Annotated in this window: 18 protein-coding genes and 2 tRNA genes; 11 read left to right on the top strand and 9 right to left on the bottom strand. The window is 68.7% G+C overall.

The window, feature by feature from the left end:
• Positions 1-87 precede the first annotated feature (87 nt).
• Entirely contained in the window at positions 88-1197 is a 1110-nt protein-coding gene (serC, locus tag FVO59_RS01320; RefSeq protein ID WP_182253892.1) for a phosphoserine transaminase, read from the bottom strand.
• A 99-nt stretch (positions 1198-1296) separates the two neighbouring features.
• On the opposite strand from serC, the gene FVO59_RS01315 reads away from it, so the two are divergent.
• The 3 genes from FVO59_RS01315 to FVO59_RS01305 all read left to right on the top strand — a co-directional run bounded on the left by FVO59_RS01315 (position 1297) and on the right by FVO59_RS01305 (position 3881).
• A complete protein-coding gene (locus FVO59_RS01315; RefSeq protein WP_182253890.1) occupies positions 1297-1998 on the top strand; it encodes an iron-dependent transcriptional repressor DtxR in 702 nt (233 codons plus the stop codon).
• Positions 1999-2342: 344 nt separating this feature from the next.
• Entirely contained in the window at positions 2343-3077 is a 735-nt protein-coding gene (locus FVO59_RS01310; protein WP_182253888.1) for a M23 family metallopeptidase, read from the top strand.
• Between the two features lie 306 nt (positions 3078-3383).
• Complete coding sequence (locus FVO59_RS01305) at positions 3384-3881, top strand: HNH endonuclease (RefSeq protein ID WP_182253886.1); 498 nt, start codon at positions 3384-3386, stop codon at positions 3879-3881.
• A 240-nt stretch (positions 3882-4121) separates the two neighbouring features.
• Here FVO59_RS01305 and FVO59_RS01300 read toward each other — a convergent pair.
• The 3 genes from FVO59_RS01300 to FVO59_RS01290 all read right to left on the bottom strand — a co-directional run bounded on the left by FVO59_RS01300 (position 4122) and on the right by FVO59_RS01290 (position 5569).
• Positions 4122-4195, bottom strand: a tRNA-Arg gene (locus tag FVO59_RS01300).
• 83 nt (positions 4196-4278) lie between these two features.
• Positions 4279-4623 (bottom strand): histone-like nucleoid-structuring protein Lsr2, encoded by a 345-nt coding sequence (locus FVO59_RS01295; protein WP_182253884.1) that lies wholly within the window; start codon positions 4621-4623, stop codon positions 4279-4281.
• 91 nt (positions 4624-4714) lie between these two features.
• Positions 4715-5569, bottom strand: a complete 855-nt coding sequence (locus FVO59_RS01290; protein WP_259363349.1) for a LuxR C-terminal-related transcriptional regulator — start codon at positions 5567-5569, stop codon at positions 4715-4717.
• A gap of 109 nt (positions 5570-5678) precedes the next feature.
• On the opposite strand from FVO59_RS01290, the gene FVO59_RS01285 reads away from it, so the two are divergent.
• Together FVO59_RS01285 and FVO59_RS01280 are read left to right on the top strand one after the other, a co-directional pair.
• Entirely contained in the window at positions 5679-6026 is a 348-nt protein-coding gene (locus tag FVO59_RS01285) for a DUF485 domain-containing protein (RefSeq protein ID WP_182253880.1), read from the top strand.
• Entirely contained in the window at positions 6023-7642 is a 1620-nt protein-coding gene (locus tag FVO59_RS01280) for a monocarboxylic acid transporter (protein WP_182253878.1), read from the top strand. Before FVO59_RS01285 ends, FVO59_RS01280 begins: the two co-directional genes overlap by 4 nt.
• Positions 7643-7727: 85 nt before the next feature.
• Here FVO59_RS01280 and FVO59_RS01275 read toward each other — a convergent pair whose 3' ends face one another.
• The gene (locus FVO59_RS01275) at positions 7728-8258 is read right to left on the bottom strand and encodes a methylated-DNA--[protein]-cysteine S-methyltransferase (protein ID WP_182253876.1); all 531 of its coding nucleotides are present in this window, start codon (positions 8256-8258) and stop codon (positions 7728-7730) included.
• Positions 8259-8482: 224 nt separating this feature from the next.
• Here FVO59_RS01275 and FVO59_RS01270 point away from each other — a divergent pair, with 224 nt between their 5' ends.
• Both FVO59_RS01270 and FVO59_RS01265 read left to right on the top strand, forming a co-directional pair.
• Positions 8483-12139: an ATP-binding protein gene (locus tag FVO59_RS01270; protein ID WP_182253874.1), complete on the top strand. Its 3657-nt coding sequence runs from the start codon at positions 8483-8485 to the stop codon at positions 12137-12139.
• Positions 12132-12308 carry a hypothetical protein gene (locus FVO59_RS01265; protein ID WP_182253872.1) on the top strand — a complete coding sequence of 59 codons (177 nt, stop codon included), beginning with the start codon at positions 12132-12134 and terminating at the stop codon, positions 12306-12308. The genes FVO59_RS01270 and FVO59_RS01265 overlap by 8 nt, the downstream gene beginning before the upstream one ends.
• Before the next feature lie 67 nt (positions 12309-12375).
• On the opposite strand, the gene mscL is transcribed toward FVO59_RS01265, so the two are convergent.
• From mscL to FVO59_RS01250, 3 genes are read right to left on the bottom strand one after another with little or no spacing between them, the layout of a single operon-like run.
• Entirely contained in the window at positions 12376-12786 is a 411-nt protein-coding gene (gene mscL / locus FVO59_RS01260) for a large conductance mechanosensitive channel protein MscL (protein WP_182253870.1), read from the bottom strand.
• 25 nt (positions 12787-12811) lie between these two features.
• Complete coding sequence (locus FVO59_RS01255) at positions 12812-13084, bottom strand: FmdB family zinc ribbon protein (protein WP_182253868.1); 273 nt, start codon at positions 13082-13084, stop codon at positions 12812-12814.
• Between the two features lie 11 nt (positions 13085-13095).
• On the bottom strand, positions 13096-13692 hold the full coding sequence (locus tag FVO59_RS01250) for a 5-formyltetrahydrofolate cyclo-ligase (RefSeq protein ID WP_182253866.1): 597 nt from the start codon (positions 13690-13692) through the stop codon (positions 13096-13098).
• 81 nt (positions 13693-13773) lie between these two features.
• Between FVO59_RS01250 and galU the strand changes: the two genes are divergently transcribed.
• The 4 genes from galU to FVO59_RS01230 all read left to right on the top strand — a co-directional run bounded on the left by galU (position 13774) and on the right by FVO59_RS01230 (position 16332).
• On the top strand, positions 13774-14646 hold the full coding sequence (gene galU / locus FVO59_RS01245) for a UTP--glucose-1-phosphate uridylyltransferase GalU (protein WP_259363510.1): 873 nt from the start codon (positions 13774-13776) through the stop codon (positions 14644-14646).
• A gap of 39 nt (positions 14647-14685) precedes the next feature.
• Entirely contained in the window at positions 14686-15297 is a 612-nt protein-coding gene (locus FVO59_RS01240; RefSeq protein WP_182256409.1) for a GNAT family N-acetyltransferase, read from the top strand.
• 71 nt (positions 15298-15368) lie between these two features.
• Positions 15369-16232 carry a hypothetical protein gene (locus FVO59_RS01235; RefSeq protein ID WP_182253862.1) on the top strand — a complete coding sequence of 288 codons (864 nt, stop codon included), beginning with the start codon at positions 15369-15371 and terminating at the stop codon, positions 16230-16232.
• Positions 16233-16259: 27 nt separating this feature from the next.
• A tRNA-Ala gene (locus tag FVO59_RS01230) sits at positions 16260-16332 on the top strand.
• 45 nt (positions 16333-16377) lie between these two features.
• Here FVO59_RS01230 and FVO59_RS01225 read toward each other — a convergent pair.
• Positions 16378-17103 (bottom strand): GntR family transcriptional regulator, encoded by a 726-nt coding sequence (locus FVO59_RS01225; protein WP_182253860.1) that lies wholly within the window; start codon positions 17101-17103, stop codon positions 16378-16380.
• Positions 17104-17317: the final 214 nt, after the last annotated feature.

Genomic DNA, 17317 nt, shown 5'->3' with positions numbered 1-17317 from the left:
ATCCGGCATCCGCCGCCCGTCCGCGCTGACGATCGAGGCCCCTCCTGAATCAAGGAGGGGCCTCGATGCTGCGGTCAGGTCGTGGCGTCAGCCCTGCTGCGAGAGCACGTACTCGATCGATCGGATCAGCTGACGGACGTCGTCGGGCTCGATCGACACGAACGTCGCGATGCGCAGCTGGTTGCGGCCGAGCTTGCGATAGGGCTCGGTGTCGACGATCCCGTTCGCGCGGAGGGTCTTCGCGACGGCGGCCGCGTCGACGCTGTCGTCGAAGTCGAGGGTCGCGACCACGGGGGAGCGGTGCGCCGGGTCGCTGACGAACGGGGTCGCGACGGTCGACGCGGCGGCCCAGTCGTAGAGCAGGCCGGACGACTCCGCCGTGCGCGCGGCCGCCCAGCTGAGACCGCCGCCGGCGAGGATCCACTCCAGCTGGCTGTCGAGCAGGTGCAGGGTGGCCAGCGCGGGGGTGTTCAGGGTCTGGTTGAGCCGCGAGTTGTCGACCGCGTTCTTCAGGCTGAGGAACTCGGGGATGTACCGCCCGGATGCGGCGATCCGCTCGATGCGGTCGATCGCGGCCGGAGAGACGGCCGCGAACCACAGACCGCCGTCGGAGCCGAGGTTCTTCTGCGGCGCGAAGTAGTAGACGTCGGCCTGTGCGACGTCGAAGTCGATGCCGCCTGCGGCGCTGGTCGCATCGATCACCGTGAGCGCGCCGTCGGCGGCGACGCGCTGCACCGCGGCCGCGACGCCGGTCGAGGTCTCGTTGTGCGGCCAGGCGAACACGTCGACGCCGTCGACGACCTCCGGGGTGGTCAGCGTTCCGGCCTCGGCGGTGCGCACGTCGGGGGCATCGAGCCACGGAGCCGCCGCAGCCTTGGCGAACTTGCCGCCGAACTCTCCGAACACGAGGTTCTGGCTGCGCTGCTCGATGAGGCCGAACGCGGCTGCATCCCAGAACGCGGTCGATCCGCCGTTGCCGAGGATGATCTCGTAGCCGTCCGGCAGCCGGAACAGCGCGGCGAGGCGCTCGCGAACGCTCCCGACGAGATTCTTCACGGGCGCCTGGCGGTGTGACGTGCCCAGCAGGCCGACTCCCGCCGCGGCGAGTGCCTGCACCTGGGCGGGGCGCACTTTCGAGGGGCCGCAGCCGAAGCGTCCGTCGGCGGGCAGCAGTTCGCGGGGGATCTCGATCGACATGGCTCGATTGTAAAGGCGGGGGCACCCCTGCCCTTCCCTGTGACGGGCCCGATGTCGGGGTGAGAAGGTAGGCTTGCCTAAGAACTCCGGAGGGGCTGAATGACCGATCTGATCGACACCACTGAGATGTACCTGCGCACCATCCTCGAGCTCGAGGAGGAGAACATCGTCCCGCTCCGTGCGCGCATCTCCGAGCGGCTGGGCCATTCCGGTCCCACCGTGTCGCAGACCGTCGGCCGCATGGAGCGCGACGGCCTCGTCGTCGTCTCCGAGGATCGCCGTCTCGAGCTCACCGACGACGGCCGCCGCAAGGCGGTCGACGTGATGCGCAAGCACCGCCTCGCCGAGCGGCTGCTCTCCGACGTGATCGGCCTCGACTGGGCGTATGTCCACGAAGAGGCGTGCCGCTGGGAGCACGTGATGAGCGAGCAGGTCGAGCGCCGCCTCGTGGAGCTTCTCGGTCATCCGACCGAGTCGCCTTACGGCAACCCCATCCCCGGCCTCGATCAGCTCGGCGACATCGAGACCCCGGCATTCGAGACCGGTGTCGTCGGTCTCGTCAAGAAGCTGGATGCCGCCGACGGTCCCATCACGGGCACCGTGCGCCGTCTCGCGGAGCCGGCGCAGGTCAGCCCTGAGCTGCTCGAGCAGCTGCGCGAGGCGGGCGTCGTCCCCGGCGCGAGCGGTGACTACCGCTACAGCGAGGGCTATGTGCTGATCCAGATGGATGGCAGCGACGAAGGGCTGGAGCTGCCGGTCGAACTGGCGTCGCACATCTTCCTGGTCGGAGAGAACGCCTGATCAGATCGCATTTCGATGCCCGTCGAGATGATTGCCAGGTTCGGAGGGTGACAGAATCGTTATCTTCCGGTAACCTCGGTGAGGTCGTCGGAGAAGAAGCCCGCCGATGACGGAATCGCGAAGATCGCCTCCCTGGCTCGTCGTCTTCGCGAATAGTTCGCACAACGTGCCGTGTGACATACGTGCCCGAGAAACGACATTGCTGACGAGCCTGCGCTGCCCGAAGCGCGGAGGCGCAGGAGGAATCCCTTTTGGCCGAAGAAATCGCCCCGACCGAGTCCGCTGGCAACCCGAAGCCCACTCGAGGTCGAGCACCTCGCGCAGCCCGCTCAAGCGTCAAGCCCATGCGCACCGTCGCGATCCTCGGCGCAGTCTGCGCCCTCGTCGCGGGTGTCGCGCTTCCGGCACTGGCCTCCTCGAAGCCTGCTCCGGCCGAGGCCACCACTCTGCAGCAGATGGCGTTCGACGACGCGCAGTCGCTCGTCGTGGCATCGGAGGCCACCAGTGCTCCGCTCGAGCGCGGCACCTATTCGGCCACGACCCCCGATGAGATCGCGAAGAAGAAGGCCGAGGAGGCCGCCAAGGAGCGCGCCGCAGCAGCCGCTGCCGCGGCCCGCGTCGCCTCCAGCACTCAGGGGGGTGGCCGACTCAGCGACGCCGACCTCCGCCTCGTCGCCGCAGGGTCCGGTGCCGTCCGCTACCCGCTGCCCCAGGGCTCCTACTACGTCAGCCGCACGCTCAGCGGCAGCCACAACGGTGCCGACATGGTCGCGCCCGCAGGCACTCCGATCTTCGCCGCCACGGGCGGCGTGGTGCGCGTCTCGTCCGAGAGCTACTTCGGATACGGCGTGGCCGTCGTCATCGACTCGGTCGTGGGCGGCAAGCGCGTGTCGACGCTCTACGCGCACATGACCAACGGCACCCGCGCCGTGCAGGCCGGCCAGACGGTCGAGCCCGGCCAGTTCATCGGCAAGGTGGGCAACACGGGTCGCTCCTACGGGGCGCACCTGCACTTCGAGGTCAAGGTCAACGGATCACTGGTCGAGCCGATCGGCTGGCTGCGCGCCAACGCCGGCTGACCGACACGTCTTCGGGCCGTTCAGGCGCGATACGTCCGCTGTTCATGCGGATGGGTTACCCTGAACGCGTCGTCGAACGGACGGGAGGAAGCCGATGGAGCCGATACCGGGCATCCGCACCATGGATGCGCTCGGTCGTCTGGTCCTTCGGCAATGCCCGCAGATCCATCTCGGTCTGACCGAGCGCGAAAGGCGCTGTCTGTAGACAGCGCCTTTCTTCGTATCCGCGTCCTCTCCCGCTCCGACGGCGACGTGTGAGTCGAGAGTGCCGGGAAGCCATCCCGGCGGATCGAGAGGATAACGACGATGCGCACACTGGTCCTGAACGCCGGATACGAGCCCCTGACGGTGATCTCGTTCAAGAGAGCCATGGTTCTCGTGATGAATGAGAAGGCCAGCGTGATCGAGCGCGTGGAGGATGATCCAGTCATCGCCGGACGCAGACGCTACGACCGGCCGGTCGTGATCCTGCTCACCCGCTACGTGCGCGTGCCGACCGCGCGTCGTCAGCCGGTGACTCGGCGCGGAGTGCTGCGCCGCGATGACCATCGCTGCGGCTACTGCGGCAAGGCGGCCTCCACCATCGACCACATCATGCCGCGCTCTCGCGGGGGAGCGGACAGCTGGGAGAATCTGGTCGCCTGCTGTCTGCGCTGCAACAACGCGAAGAGCGACCGCACGCCGCAGGAGATGGGATGGGAGCTGCGTCGGGTGCCGCGTGCGCCGCACGGCGGCACATGGGTTGTGCGCGGTGCAGAGCGCGGAGATCCGGTGTGGGAGCGCTATTTGGCTCTGGCGGCCTAGCCGCGCAGCGCATTTCGCGCTCGTGCGCTCGAGCCGCAATAGGGGGGAGCGTGCCCTCGAGCCGCAGTGGGGGAGCGTGCCCTCGCATCCCCATCGGGCCCTCCGCGCGCCGCAGTCGGGCGAGTGCGTTCGGGTGGAGGAGAGGGGCGGCGCGCGGAGCCTCCTGCCCGATGGGGCCCGACTGACGAGAGGTGTAGATCGTTGAAGGGGCCACCCTCCGGGCGGCCCCTTCAACGATCGTGCCCTCGACAGGATTCGAACCTGCGACCTGCCCTTTAGGAGAGGGCTGCTCTATCCAGCTGAGCTACGAAGGCGCACCACAAGTCTACCGGGGCGACGTGCCGCGACATGCCGGTGGCCGAGGTCCATCGGAACCTCGGCCACCGGCATCCGGATGTCAGTGCGCGGCGCGATAGGCCTCGACCACGTCGGCGGCGATCCGCCCCCGCTCCGAGACCTTCAGGCCCTGCTTCTTCGCCCATTCGCGGATCTCGACTGTCTCCGAGCTGCGAGCGGCACGGCGGCGGGGCGCCGACGGGCGGGAAGAGGAGGAGCCCGCCGCACGTCGGCCCGCCTCGATGTACGGAGCGAGCGCATCGCGCAGCTCCTCTGCGTGGGAATTCGTCAGATCGATCTCATAGGCGACCCCGTTCAATGCGAAATGGACGGTCTCTCCTTCGCCTGCGTCGAGCAGCGTTCCGTCGATGTCGTCGACCAGTTGATGCACAATTCTTCGAGCCATGCAGATGACATTATTCGACCCGCATTGATCCGTGCAATCCACGGGCCGCATTCCAGCCGGAAATGTCCGCCGAATTGATTTTCGCGGTCGGTCAGGGAAGAAGGCCGGCGCGGCGGGCCCGCGCCACGGCAGCATGGCGCGTGGAGGCGTCGAGTTTCGACATCGCCGCGCCGAGATAGGCCTTGACCGTGCCTTCTTTCAATCCGAGCTGCGCGGCGACCTCCGCATTCGTCGCACCGAGGGCGGCGCACGCGAGGACGTCCGTCTCGCGCGGCGAGAGTCGCACCGTGCTGATCGCTCCCGTCACGGCAGACGGCTCAGGGGCGGCGGCGCCGACGAGGCGTCGTTCGACGGCGGCGATGCGCTCTCGCAGCTTCTCGTCGGCGACCGAGGCGGCGATGCTGCGCAGCTCGGCGAAGCTCTCCCTGAGATCTTCGAGGTGCGAGCCCTCCAGCGCAGGCTCCGCTCTCATCGATCGCATACGGCGCTCGACCTCGTCGCGGATGTGCAGCTCGTTCGCGACGCTCTGGGCCACGCTCATCGCCGGCGCGGTCGTCACGCCGCCGATCGGGGTCTCCTCCCACGCGCCGGCGTAGAGCACGCCGCGAGGACGTCCTTCCACGACTATCGGCAGCGCGAGCAGAGTGCGCAGGCCCTCGCCGAGCACGAACACGTCGTAGTCGTGGGTGATGTGCTGCGACGTGCGGTAGTCGCTGGTCATCCGCGGTCGCAGCTCGATCATCGCGCGGCCCCCGAGCCCGCGCTCGGGACGCACGTTCAAGCCGTCCAGGCTGTGCGTGCGGTTGCCGACGATGCTCGTCACCCGCACGACCCCGTCTTCGATGAGTCCGCCGAATGCCACCGGGAAGCGCGTGCGGTGAGCCAGTTCGCGGACGCCGTCGGCGACGAGGTCCTCGGCCGTGCCGATGCGCTTGTCCGCGTCCACTGGTACCAACTTTCGGGGTGACGACAGCACCCGCCCGTTTCGTAGCGTCGACGATACCACCGCGTGATACCCCGTCACGCTGACGATGGACATGTGGCAAGGAGGCCCCATGGCACAACCGACGACGGGCGATTCCGCTCAGGGAATCGACTACATCGCTGTCGAGGAATCGGAGAGATTTCAGGGACTGAAGCGAATGCAGCGGTCATTCGTCTTCCCGATGGCCGCGCTCTTCCTCATCTGGTATTTCGTTTATGTGCTGCTCGCCGCGTTCGCAACCGACTTCATGAGTCAGCGGGTCTGGGGCGACATCACCATAGGGCTGCTGATGGGACTGGGCCAATTCGTGACGACGTTCGTCATCACGATGGCTTATGTGTCATTCGCCAATCGCAGGCTCGACCCCATTGCGACCGAGATCCGAGAAGAGCTCGAGAAGACGGAGGCCCGGTCATGACGACGATTCCGCTGGCTGCAGAAGCGGTCAAGAACGACCCGGTGCTGAACATCGCGATCTTCGGCGCCTTCGTCGCCGTGACGCTGTTCATCGTCATCCGTGCCAGCCGCAACAACAAGACAGCGGCCGACTACTACGCCGCAGGGCGCTCGTTCAGCGGCACCCAGAACGGCTTCGCCATCGCGGGCGACTACCTCTCTGCCGCCTCGTTCCTCGGGATCTGCGGCGCGATCGCCCTGAACGGCTACGACGGGTTCCTCTACTCGATCGGATTCCTCGTGGCCTGGCTCGTCGCACTGCTGCTCGTCGCCGAGCTGATGCGCAACACCGGCAAGTTCACCATGGCCGACGTGCTCGCCTTCCGCCTGAAGCAGCGTCCTGTGCGCATGGCTGCGGCGCTGACCACCCTCGCGGTGTGCTTCTTCTACCTGCTCGCGCAGATGTCGGGAGCGGGCGGCCTGGTCTCGCTGCTGCTCGGCATCGACGACAGGATCGGCCAGTCGCTCGTGATCGCGATCGTCGGCGTGCTGATGATCGTCTACGTGCTCATCGGCGGCATGAAGGGCACCACCTGGGTGCAGATCGTGAAGGCGGTGCTGCTGATCGCGGGTGCTCTCGCGATGACGATCTGGGTTCTCGCGCAGCACGGGTTCAGCCTGAACACGCTGCTCGAGGCAGCCGTGGCGGAGTCGCCTTCGGGTGACAAGATCCTCGGACCCGGACTGCAGTACGGTGCCAATCCGCTCGACTTCCTCTCGCTCGGCATGGCTCTCGTGCTCGGCACCGCAGGACTGCCGCACGTTCTGATGCGGTTCTACACCGTGCCGACGGCCAAAGAGGCCCGTCGCTCCGTGGTCTGGGCGATCTGGCTCATCGGCGGGTTCTACCTGCTCACGCTCGTGCTCGGCTACGGTGCGGGTGCCCTGGTGGGCCCGGAGCGCATCGCAGCCGCACCCGGAGGGGTGAACTCCGCGGCGCCGCTTCTCGCCCAGGCTCTGGGCGGTCCGCTGCTGATGGGCTTCATCTCGGCGGTGGCGTTCGCGACGATCCTCGCCGTGGTGGCAGGGCTCACGATCACCGCGGCCGCGTCGTTCGCGCACGACATCTACTCCAATGTCATCAAGCGAGGCAAGGACGGGACGGGTGCATCCGACCCGAACGGCGAGGTGAAGGTCGCCCGTCGCACGGTGATCGTGATCGGCGTGCTGGCCATCGTCGGCGGAATCGGCGCGCAGGGGCAGAACATCGCCTTCCTGGTGGCCCTCGCCTTCGCGATCGCGGCGTCGGCGAACCTTCCGACCATCCTCTACTCGCTCTTCTGGAAGCGCTTCAACACGCGCGGAGCCGTGTGGAGCATGTACGGCGGACTGATCGCGGCCATCGGTCTGATCGTGATCTCGCCGGTGTTCTCGGGCAACGAGAAGGCGATGATCCCGGGCATCGACATCGCCATCTTCCCGCTGAACAACCCGGGCATCATCTCGATCCCGCTGGGCTTCCTGCTCGGCTGGATCGGAACGGTCACAGCGAGGTCGGCGGAGTCGAGGGCTCTCGCAGCAGAGATGGAAGTCCGCTCGCTGACCGGCTATGGTGCGGAGAAGGCGGTGGACCACTAGATCTCTCCCCAGAGATACCCGAGTGCCGTGTCCCCAGCACGGCAGGAGCGGAGCCCGGCGGCCTACACGCCGGGCTCCGCTTCGTTCACGAGCGCGCCGCCGAGGCCTCGCGCTCGAGATCGAGCAGATAGCGCTTGCGCTCCGGATACGCGCCATAGTGACCGGGCGCGCCGTCGGAGCGGATGACGCGGTGCACAGGCACGATCACAGACAGCGGCGTCTGCCGGCATGCGCTTCCCACCGCTCGCGCGGCGCCGGGACTACCCGCGAGCACCGCGACCTCACCGTAGCTCATCGTCTCGCCCCACGGGATGGTGCAGACCGTCTGCAGCGCCGACCGGCTGAACCCGTCGACGAGGCGCCAGTCGAATGCGAAGTGCTCGTCGAACCGCACCGGCTCGCCGTCGAAGTACGAATCGAGAGCCTCCGTCAGCTCGTCCGCCGCTCCCGGTGTCGCCTCCGGCACAGCGCCGAGGCGCCGGCTGACGCTCTCGAGCAGCCACGGAACACCGGGGTCGGCCGACTCCGACAGATCGAAGCTCACGATGCCGTCATCCGAGAAGACCGCGAGGGCATCGCCGAACGGCGTCGGCGCGAAGTCGTAGCGATAACTCATGCCCCCATCCTGCTCTGCAGAGCGAGGGCGAGACGCCGATATCACGGCCGACGTGGACAACTCGCGCGTCCCGCCCTCTGTGCAGGGGAGTGCATCGACGGGACCACTGGCAGAATCGCAGCGAAACGGCCCGGAATACCGCTGGTCGCGCGTGTCGCGCCTAGGCTTGCGGTGTGTGGCGACGAGAGGCGAAGAACGCGGAGAGCGCGGACCAGCAGGCCGCAGTGACTCTCGGTGATCTGAGCGACTCCTCGACCGGCGTCGGCATCGCTCACGCTGCGGAGGAGCGACGCACCAGCCTGCGCGCACAGGCCGCCGATCTCGGCGGCGCGTCTCCGCTGACCGGATTCGCCGATGCTCCAGAGTCCGTCATCGACATCTCGAAGGCGCACCCCGGCAGCCTGCCGCAGTTCATCACCGGCCGCTCCACGCTGCTGTCCAACCTGTTCCGCGACGAGGTGGGGCTGCGCACGGCTCGCATGGCCGCGGAGCGGATCACCGCGCGCAACACCGAGCTGCGCACCGTGCGCGGCATCGAGGCCGTGCGGCTCGCGGTCGGCATAGCGCGCTGGCGCATCGGCGGCGCGCACTTCGCCGCGCCGGTGCTGCTGCGCCCACTGGCGATCCGTCGGCACCACACCGACTTCGAGCTGAAGCTGCACGGCCGCTTCGAGGTCAACCCCGAGCTCGTGCGCGTCGCACGCGAGCACTTCGGGCTCGAGCTCGATCCCGCGGGCCTGGCATCCCTCGCGTACGACGGCGGCATCTTCAAGCCGCAGCCGGTGATCGACCAGCTGCGTGCTCTCACCCACTCCATCGACACCTTCGCCGTGCATCCCCGTCTGGTCGTCTCGACGTTCGCCGACGTCGCCGACGCCATGGTGCGCGACATGGTCGATCTCGACCATCCGGTGCTGAACGCGCTCGGCGGTCACGTCGGCGACCGCGAGCAGGTCACCGCGCCTCGAGAGCTCCCCGCCACCGCAGGGCCGGACGATCGGGCTCCGGCATCGGAGAGTCTCCTGCTCGACGCGGACTCCGAGCAGGAGGAGGTGCTCGCCCGCATCGCGGCCGGCCATTCCCTCGTCGTCTCGACGCTCCCCGGAACCGGCGGCACGCAGACGGTGATCAACGCCCTGGGCGCGTTCGTCCGCTCGGGACGACGAGTCCTGGTCGTCTCGGCGCGACGCTCGACTCTCGACGGGGTCAGGCACCGGCTCGCCGGCGTCGGCCTCGACGGGCTCGCCGTCTCGCCGAGCCGCGCTCGCCGCGATCTGATCGCCGCGATCACCCGCAGCGAGAAGGCGACGCAGCCCAAGGCCGCGGAGCTGGATGAGGCGCTGGTGCGCCTGCGCACCGTCCTGCGCGACTACCGCAGAGCCCTCGCCGAGCCGGTGGGCCGCACCGGGGCATCCGTCCTCGACGCCACAAGGGAGCTCACGCGACTCGCGTCGCTGCCCGTGCCGCCGTCGACCGGCGCCCGGCTGTCGATGGAGACCCTCGAGAAGCTCGCAGGCGATCGCCGCGACGCCGCCCGATCGCTCACGCGCGCGGCGCAGCTGGGCGAGTTCCGCTTCGGGCCGGATGATTCGCCCTGGTACGGCGTCAGCTTCGACAGCGCCGAGGCCGCGCAGAAGGCGCATGAGCTGGCCGGGCGCCTGCATGGCTCGGCCGTGCCATCGCTGCTCGAGCGGGGGTACGAGCTCATCGCGCAGACGAGCATGCGCCCGTTCGGCACGATCGACGAGCTGGGCGAGTACGTGCGGCTGCTGCAGGGCATCCGGGATTCGCTCGACCGCTTCAGCCCGACGGTCTTCGAGCGCCCCCTCGGCGAACTGATCCAGGCGCACGGCTCGCGCCGCGATGCGCCGGGTATGTCGTCGGCCAACCGTCGCCGACTCAAGAAGCTCGCTCGCGAGTATGTGCGCCCAGGGGCGCACGTCTCGGAGATGCACGAGGCGCTGCTGCGCATCCAGCAGCAGCGCACCCAGTGGCAGCGCTACGTCGAGGCCGGCGTCGCGCCGCAGGTGCCGCTCGGCCTCTCCGACGTCCATGTCGCCTGGCAGCGGGTCTCGGCGGAACTGTCAGACCTCGATCACGCACTCGGCCGACGCGAGCCGCTCAGCTCGCTGCCGGTCGCACGCCTCGTGCGCACCCTGTCCGGACTCGCCGCGCGCTCAGCCGTGTTCGACAACCTCGTCGAGCGCACCCAGATCCGCGACGCGCTGGCCGGCCTCGGCCTGCGTCCGCTGCTCTCCGACCTCTCGGTGCGGCACGTGCCAGAGGAGCGCGTGTCCGCCGAGCTCGAGTTCGCGTGGTGGCAGTCCCTGCTCGAGCGCGCCCTGCAGGACGATCGGTCGCTGCTGGGCGCGAACACCGCCGTCGTCGACCGTCTCGAGCGCGACTTCAGGCTCGTCGACGAGGCGCACACCGCGATGGCCGGCCCGCTGCTCGCCTGGAACCTCGCCAGTCAGTGGCGGATCGCCATCGTCGACGAGCCCGAGCAGGCGGCGCACCTGCGCAGAGCCCTGAAGAGCGGCGATGCGACGACGGCCGAGATCGTCGCCGCCGCGCCCGACCTCACCCGCGTGCTCGCGCCCGTCTGGATCGCATCGCCGTACGAGGTGCCGCTGATCCCCGACTCGGTCGAGTTCGATGCGGTGCTGCTGGTGGATGCCGCCGCCGTGAACCTCGCCGAGACGGCGCCGGCGATCCGCCGCGCGCGTCAGATCGTCGCCTTCGGCGACCCCGTCACGCAGCGTCCCACGCCGTTCACCGTGGCGACGGTCAGCGACCCCGACTGGGAGCCGGAGGTCGAGTTCGACGACGTCTCGATCTTCGAGCGCCTCGCCGAGCTCTTCCCCGTGATGACCCTCACCCGCAGCTACCGTGCGGGCGGCGAGGATCTCGCCGAGCTCATCAACGACGCCTTCTACGGAGGCGAGATCGTCTCGCTCCCTTGGGCCGGCTCGTACCTCGGCCGGGGCAGTCTCACCGTCGACTACGTCGAGGGGGGAGTGGGCACGCCAGACCCCGAGTCGGGAGCGGTCGAGAGCCCGGATGCCGAAGTGGCCCGGGTCGTGACCCTGGCGGTCGAGCACGCGATCCACCGCCCCAGCGAATCGCTCATGGTGATCACCGCGAGCAGGCGGCACGCCGAGCGGGTGCGCGCGGCCGTGGCATCCGCCTTCGCAGGGCGCTCGGACGTGGCGGACTTCGTGGGCCGTGACACCGCCGAGCCCTTCGCCGTGCTCACGCTGGAGGAATCGGTCGCCGAGAGCCGAGACCGGGTCATCTTCTCGCTCGGCTTCGGACTCACCAAGCACGGCCGCGTGCTCAGCGACTTCGGCGATCTGTCGCAGCAGGACGGCGAGCGGCTGCTCACCGTCGGCATGACGAGGGCCCGCCGCTCGATGGTCATCGTCTCGTGCATCCGCCCGTCGGCATTCGACGAGGGGCGTCTCGAGCACGGGGCATCCACGCTCATGTCGATCCTCGGCGGGCTCGCGGCGCGCGGTCGAGACGCGCGTCTCGAGGACCTCGCCGACCCGCTCACCCTCGCGCTGGCCAGGGAGCTGCGTCGCCTCGGCGCCTCGGTCGACGTCGACTACCGCGGACTGCTGCCGCTCGTCGCGCAGCATGACGGCCGGGCGGTCGTGATCGAATCCGACCCCGAGACCAGTGGGGAGTCGCTGCGTGAGAGCGTTCGACTGCGCCCGCAGGTGCTGCGCAGGCTCGGCTGGCACTACGTGCGCGTGCACGCGTTCGACCTCTACAGCGACCCGGCCACGGTCGCGCGGCGCATCGGGTCCGTGCTGGGCATCGACGAGGATGCGGTGCGCGCCGAGAACGACACGCAGCCGCTCGATCTCGATGACTGACGAGCGACAGCGGATCGTTCGCGTCGCGGGCGCTCGGCGGGCGAAGCTCACGCCCGTCGAGGGCACGACGTCGGAACCGCACGCGAGGGAGGACCCCTCGGCCCCGCCGCCTGCGGAACGCGGACCGAACGACGAGCGGATGCTGCGCGAGGTGCCGCCGCACTACTGAGCCGTCTGCCCGACACGACAACGCCCCGCCCCCGGAGGGGCAGGGCGTCGGTGACGAGCGAGTCGGGTCAGCGTGCGTCGGCGTCGCGGCGCATCAGATCGCGGATCTCGATGAGCAGCTCCTGCTCGGTCGGCAGGGTCTCCTCCTCGACGGCGGGGTTCTTGGCCGCCTGGCGCTCCTTGTACTTGTTCATCGGGACGACGAAGACGAAGTACACGACCAGCGCGACGGCGAGGAAGCTGATGATCGCCGAGATCAGGTCGCCGAGCGGGAAGGTGACCGCCTCGCCGTAGATGCTCTGCAGCTGAGGGCCGAACTTGCCGGTCGCGTCTGCCTTGAAGAAGAGCGAGACCAGCGGGTTGATGATGCTCGAGACGACCGCGTTGACGATCGCCGTGAACGCGCCGCCGATGACCACGGCGACGGCCAGGTCGATGACGTTGCCCTTGGTGATGAATTCCTTGAATCCCTGGAACATGGACTCCCCCTGGAGGTGCGCGACCTCAGGTCGAGGCCGGGGCCTTCGCGGGCGCCGGGTTGGTTCCCGTCGAAGGTTCCGCCTTAGATGATGCCGAAGGCGCGTCCGAGATGCCAGTATTTCCGCGCGAGTCCGTGCGATAGAAGCCCGAGCCGTTGAAAGTGACCCCGACCGACCCGTACTGCTTGCGCAGCGCGCCGCCGCATTCGGGGCAGAGAGTGAGGGACTCCTCGGTGAAGGACTGCACAGCGTCGAAGCGGTGGTCGCAGGCCGTGCACGCATAGGCGTAGGTGGGCATGGATGCTCCTGTCAGTTCCGCGCGGGCGACAGGGCGATGGTCTGCGTCGGGGTGACGATGCCATCGACCGGCTGGTCGTGCACTTCGCGCGGCAGCGAATCGAGTACCTCGGAATCATAGATCACCGCGTACACGGGCGGGCGGCGCTCCATCGATCCGAGAGTCTTGTCGAAGTACCCGCGTCCCCAGCCGAGGCGGGTGCCGTCCCTGTCGACCGCAGCGGCGGGGACGATCATCAGGTCGACGTCGTTCACGGCGATCGGCCCGAGCACCTCGCCGGTCGGCTCGAGAAGACCGAACAGGCCCTCGGCGACGGCGCCGGAGTCGTCGGCGACGGCCCAGTCCAGTAGGCCGTCGGCGCGGGTGATCGGCAGCAGCACCCGGATGCCCCTGCGCACCGCCGCCTGCACGAAGAGCATCGTGCCCGGCTCGGTGGTGGTGGAGAGGAAGCACGATACCGATCGGGCGTCGTGGGCGGCGACCAGGGCGTCGAGCTGGGCGGCGATTCCCGCGGATGCCTCGTCGCGCTGGGCCTCGGAGAGGATCTGGCGACGTTCGCGCAGGTCGGCGCGCAGCGCGCGCTTCTGCTGTTCTGCTTCGCTCCGCATGCCCCGATCATACGGCGGCGCGTCCTGCAACCCGCCGAGTCGCGAGCGTGACCCGCGGCTAAGCTGAACCGCATGAGCACGATGAAGGCGGTCATCCCCGCCGCAGGCCTCGGAACGCGGTTCCTGCCTGCGACGAAGGCGCTGCCGAAGGAGATGCTGCCCGTCGTCGACAAGCCGGCCATCCAGTACGTGGTGGAGGAGGCGGTCGCCGCCGGCATCCACGACATCCTCGTCATCATCGGCCGCAACAAGAACGCGATCTCCGATCACTTCGACTCGGTGCCAGAGCTCGAGGTGCGCCTGCAGGAGAAGGGCGATCACGGGCGGCTCGAGCGGGTGATCGCGTCGAGCGATCTCGCCGACATCCATTTCGTCCGTCAAGGTGAGCCGAAGGGACTCGGCCATGCGGTTCTTCGGGCCAGGACGCACGTCGGCGACAGCTCCTTCGCCGTGCTCCTGGGTGACGACCTGATCGACGAGCGCGATGCGCTGCTCACGGAGATGATCGCGACGCACGAGCGCACGGGCGCGGCGGTCGTCGCGCTCATGGAGGTCGACCCGGCGCAGATCCACATGTACGGCGCGGCCGATGCCACGTCGACCGACGTCGAGGGCGTCGTGAGGGTGGATGCCCTGGTCGAGAAGCCCGCGCCCGAGGACGCCCCCTCGAACCTCGCGGTGATCGGACGCTACGTGCTGCCGCCTGCCGTCTTCGACATCCTCGAGCGCACTGAGCCGGGGAAGGGCGACGAGATCCAGCTGACGGATGCGCTGCAGGAGCTCGCGGCCGATCCGGACGGTCCAGGCGTGGTCGGGGTGGTGTTCGGCGGACGTCGCTACGACACCGGCGATCGCGCGGATTACATCAAGGCGATCGTTCAGCTCGCCGCCGACCGCGATGACCTCGGCGGGGAGCTGCGTCCGTGGCTCAAGCAGTTCGCCGCCGGTCTCTGAGCCACGGGGGATGCGATGCCGACTGACGTCCTGCCGGTGATGCGCTACGGCCCGGTCGGTCTGCGCCTGGTGAAGCCCCGCGATGCGCGGGTGCTGCAGCGCGAGCTGCTCGACAACCGCGCGTGGCTGCAGCCCTGGGAGGCCACGATCCCTGGCGGCACCGCGGGCTTCGACATGCGCGCCGGGATCAGGCGCCTGCTGCAGCAGCATCGGGATGGCGCCGGCTATCCGTTCGTGATGGAGTACGACGGCGAGGTGGCAGGACAGCTGAACGTATGGGGCATCGCCCGCGGATCACTGGCGTCGGCGACGATCGGGTACTGGGTGAGCGAGCGGTTCGCGGGCCGTGGCATCACGCCGACCGCCGTCGCGATGGCGACCGACGCCGCGTTCGATCAGTTCGGTCTGCACCGGATGGAGATCTGCATCCGCCCCGAGAACCACGCCAGCCTGCGCGTGGTGCAGAAGCTGGGCTTCCGGTACGAAGGGCTGCGCCGCCGCTACATCCACATCGACGGCGACTGGCGCGACCACTACGCGTTCGCGCTCACGCAGGACGAGGTGCCGCGCGGGGTGCTCGCCCGCTGGGTGAGCGGATCGGCCCCGCAGGAGGCGGCCGCCATTCCGCCGCACGACGCGATGCAGAGCTGACCTGGTCGAGCGGGCGACACACGCGGGGGAATGAGCGGGACTGACCGGGCGGTCGCGCTACCGTGGACTGCATGGATGGGCCGGTGCTGAGTGGGGGCGTGATCGTCGTCGTCGCCGTGCTGCTCTGGGTGCTCTACTTCGTGCCCAGCTGGCGAGGACGCCATCAGTACTACGCCGCCGAGCGCAACGCCGTGCGACTCAATCAGGCCCTCCGCGTGCTTGCCGAGACGAGTGAGACCCCCGACGAGGTGCGCCTCGAGCTCACGGCGCGCACCGCGCTGGCGCAGCAGAGGCTGGCCAAGCGGGTGCAGGCCGAGAAGGAGAGCGCGCAGCTCGAGCGTCTGCGCGAAGAGCTCGCCGCGACCCGTCGTGACCCGGTGCTGCGTCAGGCGCGGGCACGCCGTCGAGTGCGACTGACGGCCACTGCTGTGCTCGTGCTCGCTCTCGGCATGCTCGGGTTCGGCGCCTGGCAGGCCATCGTCACAGGCGGATGGATGCTGGCCGCCGCCGGCCTCGTGCTCGCTGCGCTCGGCATCGCCGTTCTGGTGCGCATGGCCGAGGTTTCGCGTCGCCGTGGGCGACGCGCGGTTGGTCCCGTCGCGGAGCCCGTCGCCGAGCGCGTCTCCCCGCCGCTTCACGATCAGGGTCCGGCTGTCTGGACTCCTCGCCCGCTGCCGCAGCAGCTGGTGACGGTCACGGGATCGCGAGCTCAGGCCGCTCAGGCTGAGATCGATGCCCGAGCCGAGCGCGAGCGCGCCGCACGGCGGGCAGAGCTGCGTCGTCGGGCGGAGGAGCTGGCACCGCCGGCGCCGACCGCGCTGCCCGTCGCACCCGCTGCCGCCGAAGCGTCGCCGTATGCCTCGATGGGAGTCGTCGACGACGCGGAGATCGAGGCTCACGTGCGTCAGCTGCTGGCACGGCGAGCAGCCGGCTGAGCACGTGATAACCTGAATCCTGTTCACGGGCCTATGGCGCAGTTGGTAGCGCGCCTCGTTCGCATCGAGGAGGTCAGGGGTTCGAATCCCCTTAGGTCCACAGAAGAAGCCACCGGAATCCCGGTGGCTTCTCTCGTTTCCGATGTCATTCGCGCTGATCGGCAGGGGAGCCGAGTGAGAGGACGTTCAGCGAAGGCTGACGCCCCTTCTCGATGTGCGCATGGGCGATCGACCGGGCCAGTGCCTCGTTGCCCGAAGCGATCGCTTCGACGATCTCGAGGTGCTCGACGCACGCCTGCTCAGGCCCGCGGGCCGATGTCATGTAAAAGAGCCATGTCATGCGCTGGGCGATCTGGGCCATCAAACGCGACATCAGTTGATTGCCGGTGATCGCGACGATCTCGGTGTGGAACCGTGCGCTGGTCTCGGCGAGGTCCAGCATGCGTCCCTCCGTGCTGGCGAGGTGCTCGGCGGCGACGACGTCGCGCAGCGCCTCTACGGCCTCGGGCGACCGGTGCCGCGTGGCCACGGCGGTCGCCTCGATCTCGAGGCCGAGGCGCACGTCGAAGAGCTCATCGACCCGCTGCGGGGTCCACGCGGTGACGACCGCACTGCGCCGGGGCTCCTGGTCGATGAAGCCGTCGCGCTCGAGGGTGTGGAAGGCCTCGCGCAGCGGCACCCGCGAGACGTTGAAGGACTGCGCCAGGCGGATCTCGTTCAGCCGCATGCCGGCGGGGTACTCGCCGGTCATGACCCCGCGTCGGATCCGTTCGTAGATCCAGTCGCGGCGACCACCATGCGGAACGGTTCCGCCGTCGGCGACCTCGAGCGGGATGCCGGGAGCGGCGGAAGGAGATTCGCGGGAGGTCACCCCTTCATTATCCATGGGCACGGATGCATCGTGTTTGTCTAACAAAATGGCCTTGTAGATCAAGATTCGAGCCCAGTCTGCAGAGATCTTGTATTACAAAAATGCTGAATCGCCTTGACAGCGCCCCCTGACTGGCCGACAATCGAGGAAGACAGCAGAACGAAACAAAGATTTCGAATTGTGGAAATCTGCGTGACCGATGTGACGGCGCCCG

This window comes from Microbacterium esteraromaticum (genome assembly GCF_014084045.1).
In the GTDB taxonomy this organism is placed as follows: domain Bacteria; phylum Actinomycetota; class Actinomycetes; order Actinomycetales; family Microbacteriaceae; genus Microbacterium; species Microbacterium esteraromaticum_D.
This window is presented reverse-complemented; position numbering and strand designations above follow the sequence as displayed.